This window comes from Serpentinimonas maccroryi (assembly GCF_000828915.1).
Classification (GTDB): domain Bacteria; phylum Pseudomonadota; class Gammaproteobacteria; order Burkholderiales; family Burkholderiaceae_C; genus Serpentinimonas; species Serpentinimonas maccroryi.
The window spans coordinates 976,483-990,717 of record NZ_AP014569.1; the positions used below are offsets into that span (position 1 = coordinate 976,483).

Here is a 14,235-nt window from a genome sequence, read left to right on the forward strand (position 1 = left end):
GGTGCTGCGGTAAGCAGCGCCGACCTTTCTAGCCCACCCAGCGCCGCGCGTTGCGCCACAAGCGCAGCCACGGGCTGGGGCCTTCGAGCGCGCCGCTGTGGCGCGGGTCGGTCCAGCTGAGCTGCAGGTTGCGAAACACGCGCTCAGGGTGCGGCATCAGGGCGGTGAAGCGCCCACACGCGGTGGTGACGCCGGTCAGGCCACCCGGGCTGCCGTTGGGGTTGTAGGGGTAGGCTTGGGTGGCGGCGCCGTGGTGATCGACAAAGCGCAGCGCGGCGATGGCTTGCTCGGCGTGGCCGCGTTGGGCGAAATTGGCGTAGCCCTCGCCGTGCGCGACCGCGATCGGCAGGCGGCTGCCGGCCATGCCCTCAAAGAACAGGCTGGGGCTGCTTTGCACCTCGACCAAGCTCAGGCGCGCCTCGAAGCGCTGCGACTGGTTGCTGGTGAAGCGCGGCCAAGCGTGCGCGCCGGGGATGAGCTCGGCCAGTTCGGCAAACATCTGGCAGCCGTTGCACACGCCCAAGCCAAATGTATCCGGGCGCGCAAAGAAGGCCGCAAACTGCTCGGCCAGCGCCGCGTTGAAAGTGATCGAGCGCGCCCAGCCGATGCCGGCACCCAGCGTGTCGCCGTAGCTGAAGCCGCCGCAGGCCACCAGGCCTTTGAAGTCGCGCAGGTGCGCGCGGCCGCTGTGCAGATCGCTCATGTGCACGTCGTGCGCCTCGAAGCCGGCCAGATGGAACGCATAGGCCATTTCGAGCTGCGAGTTCACGCCCTGCTCGCGCAGGATCGCCACTTTGGGGCGCGCCAGATTGAGGTACGGCGCCGCCACGTCTTCGGCCGCATCGAACGTGAGCGCCAGGTGCAGGCCGGGGTCGTTCGGCTGGCCCAGGGCGGCGTGTTCGGCGTCGGCGCAGCCCGGGTGGTCGCGCAGGCGGCAGATTTTCCAGCTCACGCTGTCCCAGACCTGCTGCAGGTCTTGCAGGCTGGAATCAAAAATCTTGCGCGCATCGCGCCAGATTTGCAACCGCTGCTCGGGGGCGGCGGCGTCTGGGCTGGTGGCCCCGGCGCTGGGCCAGTTTGGGCTTTGCACCTTGCCGACGAAGTGGCTGCAGGCACCCAGCCCGTGTGCGCGCAGCACCTGCATCACGGGTGTGCGCTCGGCGTGGCGCACCTGCAGCAGCACGCCCAACTCTTCGTTGAACAGCGCGCGCAAGGTGCGCTCTTCGCGCCGCGCCGCCACTTGGGCCGCCCAGTTTTTGCTGTCGCCGCTGTCCATGCGGCTGTCGGCAATGCCGTCGCCCTCGAGCAGCAGCGCGTCGAGGTTGAGCGCCACGCCCACTTGGCCGGCAAAAGCCATTTCGGCCACCGCCGCCAGCAAGCCGCCGTCGCTGCGGTCGTGGTAGGCCAGCAGCAGGCCTTGGGCGCGCAGGGCGTTGATGGCGTGCACCAGTTGCACCAGATCGTGCGGCTGGTCGAGGTCGGGCACGGCGTCGCCGCTTTGCTCGAGGTGCTGCGCCAGCATCGAGCCTCCCAAGCGCATCTGACCCCGGCCGAGGTCGATCAGCAGCAGCTCCGAATCGATCCCGCGCTGCAGTTGCGGCGTCAGGGTGCCGCGCACGTCGGCCAAGGTGGCAAAGGCGCTCACGATCAGGCTCACGGGCGAGGTGACTTTGAGCGTTTGGCCGTCGGCGCGCCACTGGGTGCGCATCGACAGGCTGTCTTTGCCCACCGGGATGCTTACGCCCAAGGCCGGGCACAGCTCGAGCCCGACGGCGCGCACGCTGGCGTAGAGGTCGGCGTCTTCGCCCGGTTCGCCGCAAGCGGCCATCCAGTTGGCCGAGAGTTTGACGCGCCCGAGCTCGATCGGCGCCGCCAGCAGGTTGGTGATAGCCTCGGCCACCGCCATGCGCGCTGCGGCCGGGGCGTTGAGTGCGGCCAGCGGGCTGCGCTCGCCCATGCTCATGGCTTCGCCGGCCACGCCGGTGTAGTCGGCCAAGGTGACGGCGCAGTCGGCCACCGGCACCTGCCACGGGCCCACCATCTGGTCGCGGTGCGTCAGGCCGCCCACGCTGCGGTCGCCGATGGTGATGAGAAATCGCTTGCTGGCCACCGTGGGGTGGCTGAGCACGGCGATCACGCTGGCTTGCAACTCCACTTCATGCAAGTCGAGCGCGGCTTGGGGGCGCGGCACGCTGTGCACCTCGCGCCGCATTTTGGGCGGTTTGCCTAGCAGCACGTTCATTGGCATCTGGACCGGTGGGGTGACACCCTCCCCATCCGTCAGCACCAGTTCGCGTTCCTCAGTCGCCACGCCCACCACGGCGAAGGGGCAGCGCTCGCGTTCGCAAAAGGCCTGGAACTGCGCCAGCGCGTCGGGCGCGATCGCCAGCACGTAGCGCTCTTGGCTTTCGTTGCACCAGATTTCTTTGGGCGACAGGCCCGATTCTTCCAGCGGCACGGCGCGCAAGTCGAAGCGCGCGCCACGGCCGGCGTCGTTGACCAGCTCCGGGAAGGCGTTGGACAAGCCGCCCGCGCCCACGTCGTGGATGAACAGGATCGGGTTCTGCGCCCCCAGCGCGGTGCAGTGGTTGATCACCTCTTGGGCGCGGCGCTCGAGCTCGGGGTTGCCGCGCTGCACCGAGTCGAAGTCGAGCTCGGCCGCATTGGTGCCGCTGGCCATGGAACTGGCGGCGCCGCCGCCCATGCCGATGCGCATCCCCGGCCCGCCGAGCTGGATCAGCAGCGAACCGGGCGGAAACTGCACCTTGTGCGTGAGCGCGGCGTCGATCTGGCCGATGCCGCCCGCGATCATGATCGGCTTGTGGTAGCCGCGTCGCAGCCCGCCCACCACCTGCTCGTATTCGCGAAAATAGCCCAGCAGATTGGGGCGGCCAAACTCGTTGTTGAAAGCGGCCCCGCCCAGCGGCCCCTCGATCATGATCTGCAGCGGGCTGGCGATGTGCTCGGGCTTGCCCTCGGGCAGGTCAGACCAGCCGCCCCAGAGCTTGGAGACGCTAAAACCCGTGAGCCCGGCCTTGGGCTTGGCCCCGCGACCGGTGGCCCCTTCGTCGCGGATTTCACCGCCGGCCCCGGTGGCGGCCCCGGCAAAAGGCGAGATCGCGGTGGGGTGGTTGTGCGTCTCGACTTTCATCAGAATGTGCTGCTCGGCGTCCTCGGCGGCATAGACCGGCACCGCATCGGGCTGCGCCATGCGCGCCACGAAGCGCTGCAAGCGGTGCCCCTGCATCACGGCAGCGTTGTCGGAATAGGCCACCACGGTGTGCTGTGGCTGGCTCTGGTGCGTGTGGCGGATCATGCCAAACAGGCTCTGCGGCTGCGCGACGCCGTCGATGACGAACTCGGCGTTGAAGATTTTGTGCCGGCAGTGCTCGCTGTTGGCCTGCGCGAACATCATCAGCTCGACGTCGCTGGGGTTGCGCCCCAGCCCCACAAAGGCCGCCAGCAGGTAGTCGATTTCGTCCTCGGCCAGCGCTAGGCCCCAAGCGCGGTTGGCCTGCTCCAGCGCCACCCGGCCGGCACCGAGCACATCCACGTGCTCCAACGGCGCCGCCGGCAGTTCGGCAAACAGGCGCTGGGCGTCGGCGCGCTTGGGTAAGGCGCTTTCGGTCATGCGGTCGTGCAGCAGCGCCGCCGCCTGCTGCCACTGGGTTGGGCTGAGGCCTTCGGGCGCACGGCCAAACAGGCCGCCGCGCAGCCGCAGTCGGTATTCGGTGCAGCGCTCAACGCGGCGCACGGTAAAGCCACAATTGCGGGCGATGTCGGTGGCTTTCGAGGCCCAAGGCGATACGGTGCCCAGCCGCGGCGTGACCACCACCAGCGCGCCCTCGCCTGGGGCTGCACCATGGACCGGTGCGCTGCAACCCAGCAGCGCCTGCCAGGCTTGCAGCTGGGCTGCGGTCAGAGGATCGGGCGTGGCCACCCAGTACACGTGGCGCGCCGACACTTCAACGATCGAAGCCGATGCGGCCTGCAGCAGCGGCAGGATTTGCTGGGCACGAAAGGGGCTTAAGGCGTCGCCGCCCTCGATCGGGGTCAGGTGTAAGGTCACGGTGTGGGAGCCAAAATAAGTGCTGCGGTGGTGCAGCGATGCAAGCGATTTTACCGGCCCGTTTTGGGCCCCCCAGCCCCGATCGAGATCATTTGATCAAAGCCAGCAGCTCACGAAAGCGCGGGTGCTCGCAGTGCTGCAGCCACTCGAACAGCACCATTTCGCTCGTCACCAGCTCGACGCCGTTGTGGGCCAAGCGGTCGAAGGCGGCGTCGCGGTCGCGCTCGCGGCGCGAGCCGCAGGCGTCGGTGACCACCCAGACATCGAACTCGCGTTCCAGTAGGCCGAGCGCGGTTTGCAGCAGGCATACGTGCGCTTCGCAACCGGCGATCAGCACCGTCTGGCGCTCGGGCGCAGGCGCGGCAGCCGGTTTTTGCAGGTGCCTGGGCAGGCTGCGGGCGTTGCCGGCGGGTTTGGGCGCGGGCCGCTCGGGCGGGCGCAGGGCATCGATCAAGCCCGACTCGCAGGCGCTGAAATGCATCTTGCTGAAGGTCTGTTGGCACAGGGCGAGCAGCTCGGGCGCATTGGGGCCCAGCCGCTGCGGGTTTTGCTCGGTGCCCCAAGCCGGCACACCCAAGGCTTGAGCCGCACGCGCCAGCAGCAGGGCGCGCGCCAGCACCTCGTCGGCGTGAGCGATCACGGGCATCAGTTTGGTCTGGTAGTCCACCAGCACCAGTTGGCAATCGTCGAGTTCGAGCAGCATGGCAAGGGGTCTGGTTTGGGGTTTACTTCAAGTGCGAATTTCAAGCCATTGACAACACGGGGCTTTGCTTATACTCTGCGGCCATGAGCCCAACCACTGCAACACCTCCGCACGGCGATAGGATGACACCGCGTGCATCCAGCGCAACGGCTTGGCTGGCCAAAACGGCCATGACCGCTGTCACGGCAGCGGCCTTGATTGTGCCCGCATCCGCCCACGCCACCGATGCGTTGGCGGATTTTTTGCATCAGCAGGGCTTGGTCGCCCCACCCAGCGCGGCCTTGGGGTCCGCCCCCCCCTTCAATCCAGTCGTGGCATCCGATGGTTCGGTTGCAGAGGATGCCGAACTCGAGCGCCCTCTGCACTCCAGCTTGGTGGTGCACGCGCTGGGTTTTCTCGGGGTGCCGTTCAGGCTAGGCGGCGACAGCGCCGAAGAAGGTTTTGATTGCAGCGGTTTCGTGCAGGCGGCGTTTCGTCAAGTGATGGGGTTGCAGCTGCCGCGCATCGCGCGCGACCAAGCCCGCGCGACCGAGTCGATCGAGCGCAGCGAACTGGCCCCGGGCGACTTGGTCTTTTTCAACACCTTGGGGCGGCGTTACAGCCACGTGGGCATCTACATCGGCGGCGACCGCTTCGTGCACTCGCCGCGCAGCGGGGCGCGGGTGCGCATCGAAAGCATGGGCCTGCGCTACTGGGCCACGCGTTTTAACGGCGCGCGGCGGGTTCAAGTAGCCGGTTTGACAACCCGCACCCCACCCGCGCCTATGCAAGCCGAACTGCTGACGCAACGCTAGTTCGGCTGGCCCAAATCACACCGCCCGCGCCGCTTCGGCTTTCTTCAACACCACGTACAGCTCGTCCTTGAGGCGCAGCTTTTCCTTCTTCAGGGTCTCGATCTGGTCTTGGCTGCCGACCACGGTGCCGGCTCCCATGTTCTTGATGGTGTGGTCGAGCTCGTTGTGCTTCTCGAACAGGCGACCAAAGTGGTGGTCGCTCACCTTGAGTTCAGAAATCAGATCGCGGTACTCTGGAAACATGCTTGCTCCTTTTTGCTAAAAAAACGGCTGCACAGCCCACGCGGCCGCAGCTACATGGGCTACTGTAACCGAGTCAGAGGCTGGTCCAGCCTCTCAGGTCGCCTTGATGCAGTCGGCAAAGTAGGCCTTGCGCCCGTCGGCATCCTGCTCGACCACCAAGCCGTGGATGTCGGTCTCGAAGCCCGGGCACTGCTTGGCAAAATCGCGTGCGAACTTCAAATAATCGACGATGCGCCGGTTGAACACCTCACCCGGGATGAGCAGCGGGATGCCGGGCGGGTACGGGGTGATGAGTGCGGTGGTGATGCGGCCCTCGAGCGCGTCGATCGGCACGCGCTCGGTGCGGCGGCGAGCGATGTGGGCAAAGGCATCGCTGGGCTTCATGGCCGGGGTCAGGTCGCTCAGGTACATCTCGGTGGTCAGGCGCGCGATGTCCGATTTGGCGTAGAGCTCGTGCACCAGTTGGCACAGGTCGCGCAGCCCCATTTTTTCGTAGCGCCGCTGCTTGGCGCAGAACTCGGGCATGGTGCGCCACAGCGGCTGGTTGCGGTCGTAGTCGTCCTTGAACTGCTGCAAGGCGGTGAGCAGGGTGTTCCAGCGGCCCTTGGTGATGCCGATGGTGAACATGATGAAAAAGCTGTAGAGACCGGTTTTTTCCACCACCACGCCGTGCTCGCTTAAGTATTTTGTGACGATGCTGGCCGGGATGCCGCTGGCGGCAAAGTCGCCCTTCATGTTCAGCCCCGGCGTGAGCAAGGTGGCTTTGATCGGGTCCAGCATATTGAAGCCCGGCGCCATGTCGCCAAAGCCGTGCCAAGCGTCGCCACCGCGCAGCAGCGGCTGGCCGTCGGCGTTGGTGCGCTGCAAAATCCAGTCGTGGGCCCGGCCCACGCCCTCTTCGGCCAGCGCCTCGGGGCCCCAGACTTGGAACCACCAATCGTCGTCGCCAAACTCGGCATCGACCTTGCGCATGGCGCGCCTGAAGTCCAGCGCCTCGGCAATGCTTTCTTCGACCAGCGCCGTGCCGCCGGGCGGCTCCATCATGGCGGCGGCCACGTCGCAGCTGGCGATGATGCTGTACTGCGGGCTGGTGCTGGTGTGCATCAGGTAGGCTTCGTTGAACAGGTGCCGATCCAGCGGCGTGCTCTGCGAGTCTTGCACCAGCACGTGGCTGGCTTGGCTGATGCCGGCCAGCAGCTTGTGGATGCTCTGGGTGGAATAAACCACCGAATGCTGCGGCCGCCCGCGCTTGCGCCCCATGGCGTGGAAGGTGCCGTAAAAGGGGTGAAAGGCGGCGTGCGGCAGCCAAGCTTCGTCAAAGTGCAGGTTGTCCACGTAGCCATCGAGCATCTGTTTGATGGCTTCGGTGTTGTAGAGCACGCCGTCGTAGGTGGACTGCGTCAGCGTCAGGATGCGCGGTTTGACCGTTTGTGCATCAACGCCGGCCAGCAACGGGTGCGCCTCGATCTTGGCGCGGATCGCCTCGGGCTCGAACTCGCTCTGCGGAATCGGGCCGATGATGCCCCAGTGGTTGCGCGTGGGTTTGAGGAACACCGGCACGGCCCCGGTCATGATGATGCTGTGCAGCACCGACTTGTGGCAGTTGCGGTCCACCAGCACCACGTCGCCCGGGGCCACGGTGTGGTGCCAGACCATTTTGTTGCTGGTGCTGGTGCCATTGGTGACAAAAAAGCAGTGGTCGGCGTTGAAGATGCGCGCGGCGTTGCGCTCGCTCTCGCCGATGGCGCCGTTGTGGTCGAGCAACTGGCCCAGCTCTTCGACCGAGTTGCAGACGTCGGCGCGCAGCATGTTCTCGCCAAAAAACTGGTGAAACATCTGCCCCACCGGCGATTTGAGGAACGCCACCCCGCCCGAGTGCCCAGGGCAGTGCCAGCTGTAGGAGCCGTTTTCGGCGTAGTCGAGCAGCGCCTTGAAAAAGGGCGGCTGGATGCCCTCGAGGTAGCTCTTGGCTTCGCGGATGAGGTGGCGCGCCACGAACTCGGGCGTGTCCTCAAACATGTGGATGAAGCCGTGCAGCTCGCGCAAAATGGCGTTGGGCAGGTGGCGGCTGGTTTTGGTTTCGCCGTAGATGTAGATCGGCACATCGGCGTTTTTGCGCCGCACTTCGTCGATGAAGTGGCGCAAGTTGAGCACCGCCGGGTCTAGGTCGGGGCCGGGGGTGAATTCCTCGTCGTCGATCGACAGGATGAAAGCGCTGGCGCGGCTTTGCTGCTGCGCAAACTGGCTCAGGTCGCCATAGCTGGTCACGCCCACGACCTCGAAGCCCTCGCTCTCGATGGCTTGCGCCAGCGCACGAATGCCCAAGCCCGAGGTGTTTTCGGAGCGGAAGTCTTCATCGATGATGACGATGGGGAAGCGAAATTTCATGGTGCACCAGTGTAGAGACTCAATATGACGCAAGCCCCCCGTGGCCTCTGGGTCTGGGGGCGGCGCAGCGATTGTGCACCACGCGTGCGCTTAATGCGCTATGCTGGCCGCATTGGTTTTGACTGCGGGGCACGCGTATGACGGATTGGATGGTGTGGTGGCTGCTGGCCGGCTTGGCGATCGTGCTCGAATTGCTCACCGGCACTTTTTTTCTGCTCATGCTCGCGGTCGGCTTGGTGGTCGGTGCGCTGGCGGCGCACGCCGGGCTGGGGCTCACGGGGCAGCTGCTCACGGCCGCGATCGTGGGCGGCGGCGCGGTGGCCCTGTGGCAGCGCTGGCGCGCCCGGCACCCCATCCAAGCCACAGCCGAACGCAACCCCGACATCAACCTCGACATCGGGCAGACGCTGGTGGTGGAACGCTGGCCAGCCGACGGCTGGGCGCAGGTGCGCTACCGCGGCGCCAACTGGAGCGTGCAGCTCCAACCCGGCACCAGCCCCGGTGTGCACACGCGCTACCGCATCGTGCAGGTGCACGGCAACACCCTGATCGTGCAAGCCCTCGACCCCGAACCGCCCAGCGCCGCAGCAGACCCCGGCGCGCCCTCTCACTAAACCAAGGAATCCTGCCATGGAGTTCATCGCCCTCGCCGTCGTCATCGTCGCCATCGTGTTCGTGGTGCGCTCGATCCAAGTGGTGCCGCAGCAAAACGCCTGGGTCAAAGAGCGCTTGGGCAAATACGCCGGCACGCTCGGGCCCGGGCTCAACTTTCTGGTGCCCTTCATCGAGCGCGTGGCCTACAAGCACAGCCTGAAAGAGATCCCGCTCGACGTGCCCGAGCAGATTTGCATCACGCGCGACAACACCCAGCTCAAGGTCGATGGGATTTTGTACTTTCAGGTCACCGACCCCATGCGCGCCAGCTACGGCTCGTCCAACTTCATGCTGGCCATCACGCAGCTGGCGCAGACCACGCTGCGCAGCATCATCGGCCGCATGGAGCTCGACAAAACCTTCGAAGAGCGCGACCTGATCAACTCGCAGGTGGTGACCGCCATCGACGAAGCCGCGCTCAACTGGGGCGTGAAGGTGCTGCGCTACGAGATCAAAGACCTGACGCCCCCGGCCGAGATTCTGCGCTCGATGCAGGCCCAGATCACCGCCGAGCGCGAAAAGCGCGCCCTGATCGCCGCGTCGGAAGGGCGCAAGCAAGAGCAGATCAACATCGCCAACGGCGAGCGCGAAGCCTCCATCGCCCGCTCCGAGGGCGAACGCCAAGCCGCCATCAACCTGGCCCAAGGCCAAGCCTCGGCCATTTTGGCGGTGGCCGAAGCCTCGGCGCAAGCCATCGAGCGCATCGCCCACGCCATCCGCACCGACGGCGGCGAGGCGGCGGTGCAGCTCAAAGTGGCCGAAAAAGCCGTCGAAGCCTACGCCAAAGTGGCGGCCGATGCCCACACGACCCTGATCGTGCCCTCGAACATGACCGAAGTGAGCCACCTGATCGGCTCGGCGATGCAGATGGTGCGCACGCTCAAGCCCAGCGCCTGAGCCCCCAGCCGCGGCCCTACCCCCGCGGCGCGAGCGCCGTTGCTAGGAAGCGCGAGCGCTGCCGCTCGGTAAGCCAGCGCTCGGTCAGCCAGCGCCGCCGCCAGTGTAGAATGCTGGGCTACCCGGAGAGATGGATGAGCGGTTTAAGTCGCACGCCTGGAAAGCGTGTGTGGGCTAACCCCCACCGCGGGTTCGAATCCCGCTCTCTCCGCCACATTTCTGCAGTTCGATTGAGCTGCCAGCGACTTTTCGGGCGATCCACCCCGATTTTGGCTTTGATGCCCCCGTTTTGGCAAACTGGGGTGCCAGCGTTGGCCCCGCGCCGTCGTCGCATTCTATTTCCCGCTACCGCGTTTTGCTGCTCACAGGCGAGGCCTTGCAACCATGTTTGAACCCATCGCATTGGCCGCCCTCGGCCTAGGTGTCATCAGCGTCCTGCTGCTGCTCATTCTGCTGCTGCGCAAAAATCGGGTCGAATGGCCCGCAGACCTGACGGTTCGGCTGGGTTTGATGGAGGCTTCGGTGCAGGCGCTGAATCAGTCGAGCGCACGCAACGAAGCCGGCAACGAGCGCACCCAAGCCCAGTTGCGCGAGTTCACGGCCCAAGCCATGCTGTCGCACGAGGCGCTGCGCAAAATCCTCGATGACAAGCTCGAAAAAACGGTGGAAGAGTCGCGCAAGGGCCGCGCCGAGCTCACCACGGCCTTTGGCACCCTAGAAGCCAAGCTGGAGCAGCGGCTCGGGGGCTTCGAGGGTTCGATGTCGGGCCGCGTCGATGCCTTGGCCTTGGCCACCACCAGCACCTTGGATGCCCTGAAAAAAGACATCGTGGGCCAGCTGGGCGTGATGTCGGGCGCGCTCAAAGACCAGCTCGACGGCAACGGCAACCAGATTCGCAACCAGTTCTCCACCTTGCAAGACGCCGTGGCGCAGCAACTGCAGGGCATGGTGCAGGGCAGCCAGCAAAACTCGGAGCAGTTGCGCACCGCGCTCAACGAGCGTCTGGCGGCGATCCAGGCCGACAACACCAGCAAGCTCGAAGAAATGCGCCGCACCGTGGATGAAAAGCTCCACGCCACGCTCGAGCAACGCTTGGGCGATTCGTTCAAACTGGTGAGCGAACGCCTCGAGCAGGTGCACACCGGCTTGGGTGAAATGAAGACCCTCGCCGGCAGCGTGGGCGACCTCAAGCGCGTCATGACCAACGTGCGTACCCGCGGCACCTGGGGTGAAGTGCAGCTCGGCGCCATCATCGAGAGCTTGCTCACGGCCGAGCAGTACGCCAAAAACGTCAAGACGGTGCCCGGCAGCAACGAACTGGTCGAGTTCGCCATCAAGATGCCCGGCAAGGGCGCGGACGACACCGTTTGGTTGCCGATCGACTCGAAGTACCCGGTCGAGCACTACCAGCGCCTGATGGACGCCCACGAGCTGGCCGACAAAGACGCCATCCTCAAAGCGGCCACCGCCTTTGAATCCTCGCTGCGGCTCGAAGCCAAGAAAATCCAAGACAAATACCTGAACCCGCCGCACACCACCGACTTCGCCATCCTGTTCGTGCCCACCGAGGGGTTGTTCGCCGAGGTCTGCCGCATCCCGGGCATGGTCGAGGCGCTGCAGAACCAGTGCCGCATCGTCGTCGCCGGCCCGACCACCTTGGCAGCCATGCTCAACAGCCTGCGCTTGGGCTTTCGCACGCTGGCAATCGAGCAGCGTTCGTCTGAGGTCTGGCACATCCTGTCTGGCGTCAAGACCGAGTTCAAGAAATTTGGCGAGATCGTGGACGCCACCCACAAGTCGATCGACAACGCGGCCAAAAAATTCAGCGAAATCGGCACCCGCACCCGCGCCATCGAGCGCAAGTTGCGCGACGTAGAAGCATTGCCCGCCAACGCACCCACCGGCCTTGAGGCCAGCGACCTGTTGGCGCTCGAGGACGAGCCGTCGAACTGAGTCCGACCATGCAAACCACCCGCGTCTTGCACCGCCAATTGCAGCACTTGCCGCCGCGCGCGGTGAGTGGTTCGGGGGCGTGGATCACCGATGAGCACGGCCAGCGCTACCTTGACGCCTGCGGTGGCGCGGCCGTTTCCTGTTTGGGGCATGGGCACCCCGAGGTGTTGCGCGCGATGCATCAGCAGATCGACCGCCTTGCCTACGCCCACACCAGTTTTTTCACCACCGAAGTGGCCGAGCAATTGGCCAACCACTTGGTTGCCAACGCCCCCGCCGGCATGAGCCACGCCTACTTCGTCTGCGGCGGCTCGGAAGCGGTGGAGGCCGCGCTCAAGCTGGCGCGACAGTATTTCGTCGAGATCGGGCAACCGCAGCGGCGCCACTTCATAGCCCGGCGCCAGAGCTACCACGGCAACACCTTGGGCGCTTTGGCGGTGGGTGGCAATGCTTGGCGCCGGGCCCAGTTCGAGCCGCTGCTGATCGAAGTCGAGCACGTCTCGCCCTGCTACACCTACCGCGACTGCGCGCCCGACGAGTCGCCCGAGCAGTACGGCCAGCGCCTGCTGCGCGAACTGGAGGCGGCGATCGAGCGCTTGGGCGGCGCAAACGTGATCGCTTTCGTGGCCGAGACCGTGGGCGGCGCCACGGCGGGCGTGCTCACCCCGGTGCCAGGTTACTTCAAAGGGGTGCGCCAACTCTGTGACCGGCATGGCATTTTGCTCATCCTCGACGAGGTGATGTGCGGCATGGGCCGCACCGGCACCCTGCACGCCTGCGAGCAAGAAGGCGTGGCGCCCGATTTGCTCACCATAGCCAAGGGGTTGGGCGGCGGCTACCAGCCCATCGGGGCCGTGCTGGCCCAAGGGCACCTCGTGGCCGCCTTGGCCGAGGGCAGCGGCCTGTTCCAGCACGGCCACACCTACCTGGGGCACGCGGTGGCGTGCGCGGCGGCGCTGGCGGTGCAGCGGGTGATCGAGCGCGACCAGCTGCTGCCTGCCGTGCGCCAGCGCGGCCTGCAGTTGCAGCAGCTGCTGCAAGCGGCATTCGCCGAGCACCCCCACGTGGGCGATATCCGCGGCCGTGGCCTGTTCTGGGGCTTGGAGCTGGTGCGCGAGCGCGCCAGCAAGCAGTGTTTCGATCCGGCGCTGCGCCTGCATGCGCGCCTCAAACGGGCGGCCATGGCGCAAGGCCTGATGGTCTATCCGATGGGCGGTACGGTCGATGGCCGCACGGGCGACCACATTTTGCTGGCGCCGCCGTTCATCGTCAGCGAAGACGAAACCGCGCTGATCGTGCAGCGGCTGCGCGCGGCGCTCGATGCGGCCCTGCTTGAAATTTTGTAGCCCGGTGTTGCAGATTTTTCTCTTCCACTCGGGGAAACCATAAGGCCCCATGTGGCCGAACCGTGTTACAAACTGCAACCCGCTGGTCACAAACTGGCATCTTGCGCCGCCCATCGCATGCGGCACATTTTCAACGACTCTGGAAGCTCCACCCATGAGAACCACCCTGAAGCAAATCCTATCCGGCCTGTCCGTCGCCGCGCTCACCGCCGTGGCCTTGGCGTCCGCCCCCGTGGCCAGCGCGCAAACGCCGCAGCGCTTCATGACCATCGGCACCGGCGGCCTCACCGGCGTTTACTACCCGGTGGGTGGGGCGATTTGCCGCCTGATCAACCAAGACCGCGCGCGCCACGGCATCCGCTGCACGGTGGAATCGACCGGCGGCTCGGTGGCCAACATCAACACCATCCGCGCCGGCGACCTCGATTTCGGCATCGCCCAGTCCGACTGGAACCACCACGCCTTCCACGGCACCAGCACCTTCCAGCAAGCGGGCCCCTTCCGTGAACTGCGCTCGGTGTTTTCGATCCACCCCGAGCCCTTTACCGTGCTGGCACGCGCCGACGCCAATGTGCGCAACTTCAGCGATCTGCGTGGCCGCCGCGTCAACGTCGGCAACCCGGGCTCCGGGCACCGCGCTTCCATGGACAAGCTGCTCGCCGCCATGGGCTGGAGCACGGCCGACTTTCGCCTCGCTTCCGAGCTGCGCCCCGACGAGCACGGCGCCGCCCTGTGCGACAACCGCATCGACGCCTTCTTCTTCGGCGTCGGCCACCCGAGTGCCAACATCCTCGACCCCGTTACCACCTGCGGCGCGCGGCTGGTCAACATCACCGGCCCGGCGGTCGATCGGCTGATTGCCGAAAACCCCTTCTACGCCCGTGCCACCATCCCGGCTGGCATGTACCGCGGCAACGACCAACCCACCCAGACCTACGGCGTGGTCGCCACCTTGGTGACTTCGGCCAGTGCGTCAGAGGAATCGGTGTACCTGCTGGTGCGCTCGGTGTTTGAGAACTTCGACGCCTTCCGCCGCCTGCACCCCTCGCTGGCCAACCTGAGCCACGAGACCATGATCCGCGACGGCTTGACCGCACCGCTGCACCCCGGTGCCGCACGCTACTTCCGTGAGCGCGGCTGGATTCGCTGATCTGTAGCTTCAACTCCAACCAGGGCATACCCGCCCTT

10 protein-coding genes and 1 tRNA gene are annotated in these 14,235 nt (G+C 65.9%); 7 read left to right on the top strand and 4 right to left on the bottom strand.

Annotation, left to right across the window (positions count from 1 at the left end):
* Positions 1-28: 28 nt before the first annotated feature.
* Both purL and SMCB_RS04635 read right to left on the bottom strand, forming a co-directional pair.
* A complete protein-coding gene (gene purL, locus SMCB_RS04630) occupies positions 29-4,069 on the bottom strand; it encodes a phosphoribosylformylglycinamidine synthase (RefSeq protein WP_045535414.1) in 4,041 nt (1,346 codons plus the stop codon).
* Positions 4,070-4,157: 88 nt separating this feature from the next.
* Entirely contained in the window at positions 4,158-4,772 is a 615-nt protein-coding gene (locus SMCB_RS04635; RefSeq protein ID WP_045535415.1) for an isochorismatase family protein, read from the bottom strand.
* Positions 4,773-4,942: 170 nt separating this feature from the next.
* Between SMCB_RS04635 and SMCB_RS04640 the strand changes: the two genes are divergently transcribed.
* Positions 4,943-5,566, top strand: coding sequence for a C40 family peptidase (locus SMCB_RS04640; RefSeq protein WP_082027418.1), 624 nt, complete (start codon positions 4,943-4,945; stop codon positions 5,564-5,566).
* A gap of 15 nt (positions 5,567-5,581) precedes the next feature.
* Here the strand turns inward: SMCB_RS04640 and SMCB_RS04645 are convergent, their stop codons facing one another.
* Both SMCB_RS04645 and SMCB_RS04650 read right to left on the bottom strand, forming a co-directional pair.
* Positions 5,582-5,809: an HP1242/YdcH family protein gene (locus SMCB_RS04645; protein ID WP_045535417.1), complete on the bottom strand. Its 228-nt coding sequence runs from the start codon at positions 5,807-5,809 to the stop codon at positions 5,582-5,584.
* Positions 5,810-5,902: 93 nt separating this feature from the next.
* Positions 5,903-8,197, bottom strand: a complete 2,295-nt coding sequence (locus SMCB_RS04650) for an arginine/lysine/ornithine decarboxylase (RefSeq protein ID WP_045535419.1) — start codon at positions 8,195-8,197, stop codon at positions 5,903-5,905.
* Between the two features lie 137 nt (positions 8,198-8,334).
* On the opposite strand from SMCB_RS04650, the gene SMCB_RS04655 reads away from it, so the two are divergent.
* From SMCB_RS04655 to SMCB_RS04680, 6 genes are all read left to right on the top strand, one after another.
* Entirely contained in the window at positions 8,335-8,811 is a 477-nt protein-coding gene (locus SMCB_RS04655; RefSeq protein ID WP_045535421.1) for an NfeD family protein, read from the top strand.
* A gap of 16 nt (positions 8,812-8,827) precedes the next feature.
* On the top strand, positions 8,828-9,748 hold the full coding sequence (locus SMCB_RS04660) for an SPFH domain-containing protein (protein WP_045535423.1): 921 nt from the start codon (positions 8,828-8,830) through the stop codon (positions 9,746-9,748).
* A gap of 124 nt (positions 9,749-9,872) precedes the next feature.
* A tRNA-Ser gene (locus tag SMCB_RS04665) sits at positions 9,873-9,962 on the top strand.
* 170 nt (positions 9,963-10,132) lie between these two features.
* Positions 10,133-11,701, top strand: a complete 1,569-nt coding sequence (locus tag SMCB_RS04670) for a DNA recombination protein RmuC (RefSeq protein ID WP_045535425.1) — start codon at positions 10,133-10,135, stop codon at positions 11,699-11,701.
* Positions 11,702-11,709: 8 nt separating this feature from the next.
* Positions 11,710-13,047, top strand: a complete 1,338-nt coding sequence (locus SMCB_RS04675; RefSeq protein ID WP_045535427.1) for an aspartate aminotransferase family protein — start codon at positions 11,710-11,712, stop codon at positions 13,045-13,047.
* Positions 13,048-13,201: 154 nt separating this feature from the next.
* On the top strand, positions 13,202-14,197 hold the full coding sequence (locus tag SMCB_RS04680) for a TAXI family TRAP transporter solute-binding subunit (protein WP_045535429.1): 996 nt from the start codon (positions 13,202-13,204) through the stop codon (positions 14,195-14,197).
* Positions 14,198-14,235 lie beyond the last annotated feature (38 nt).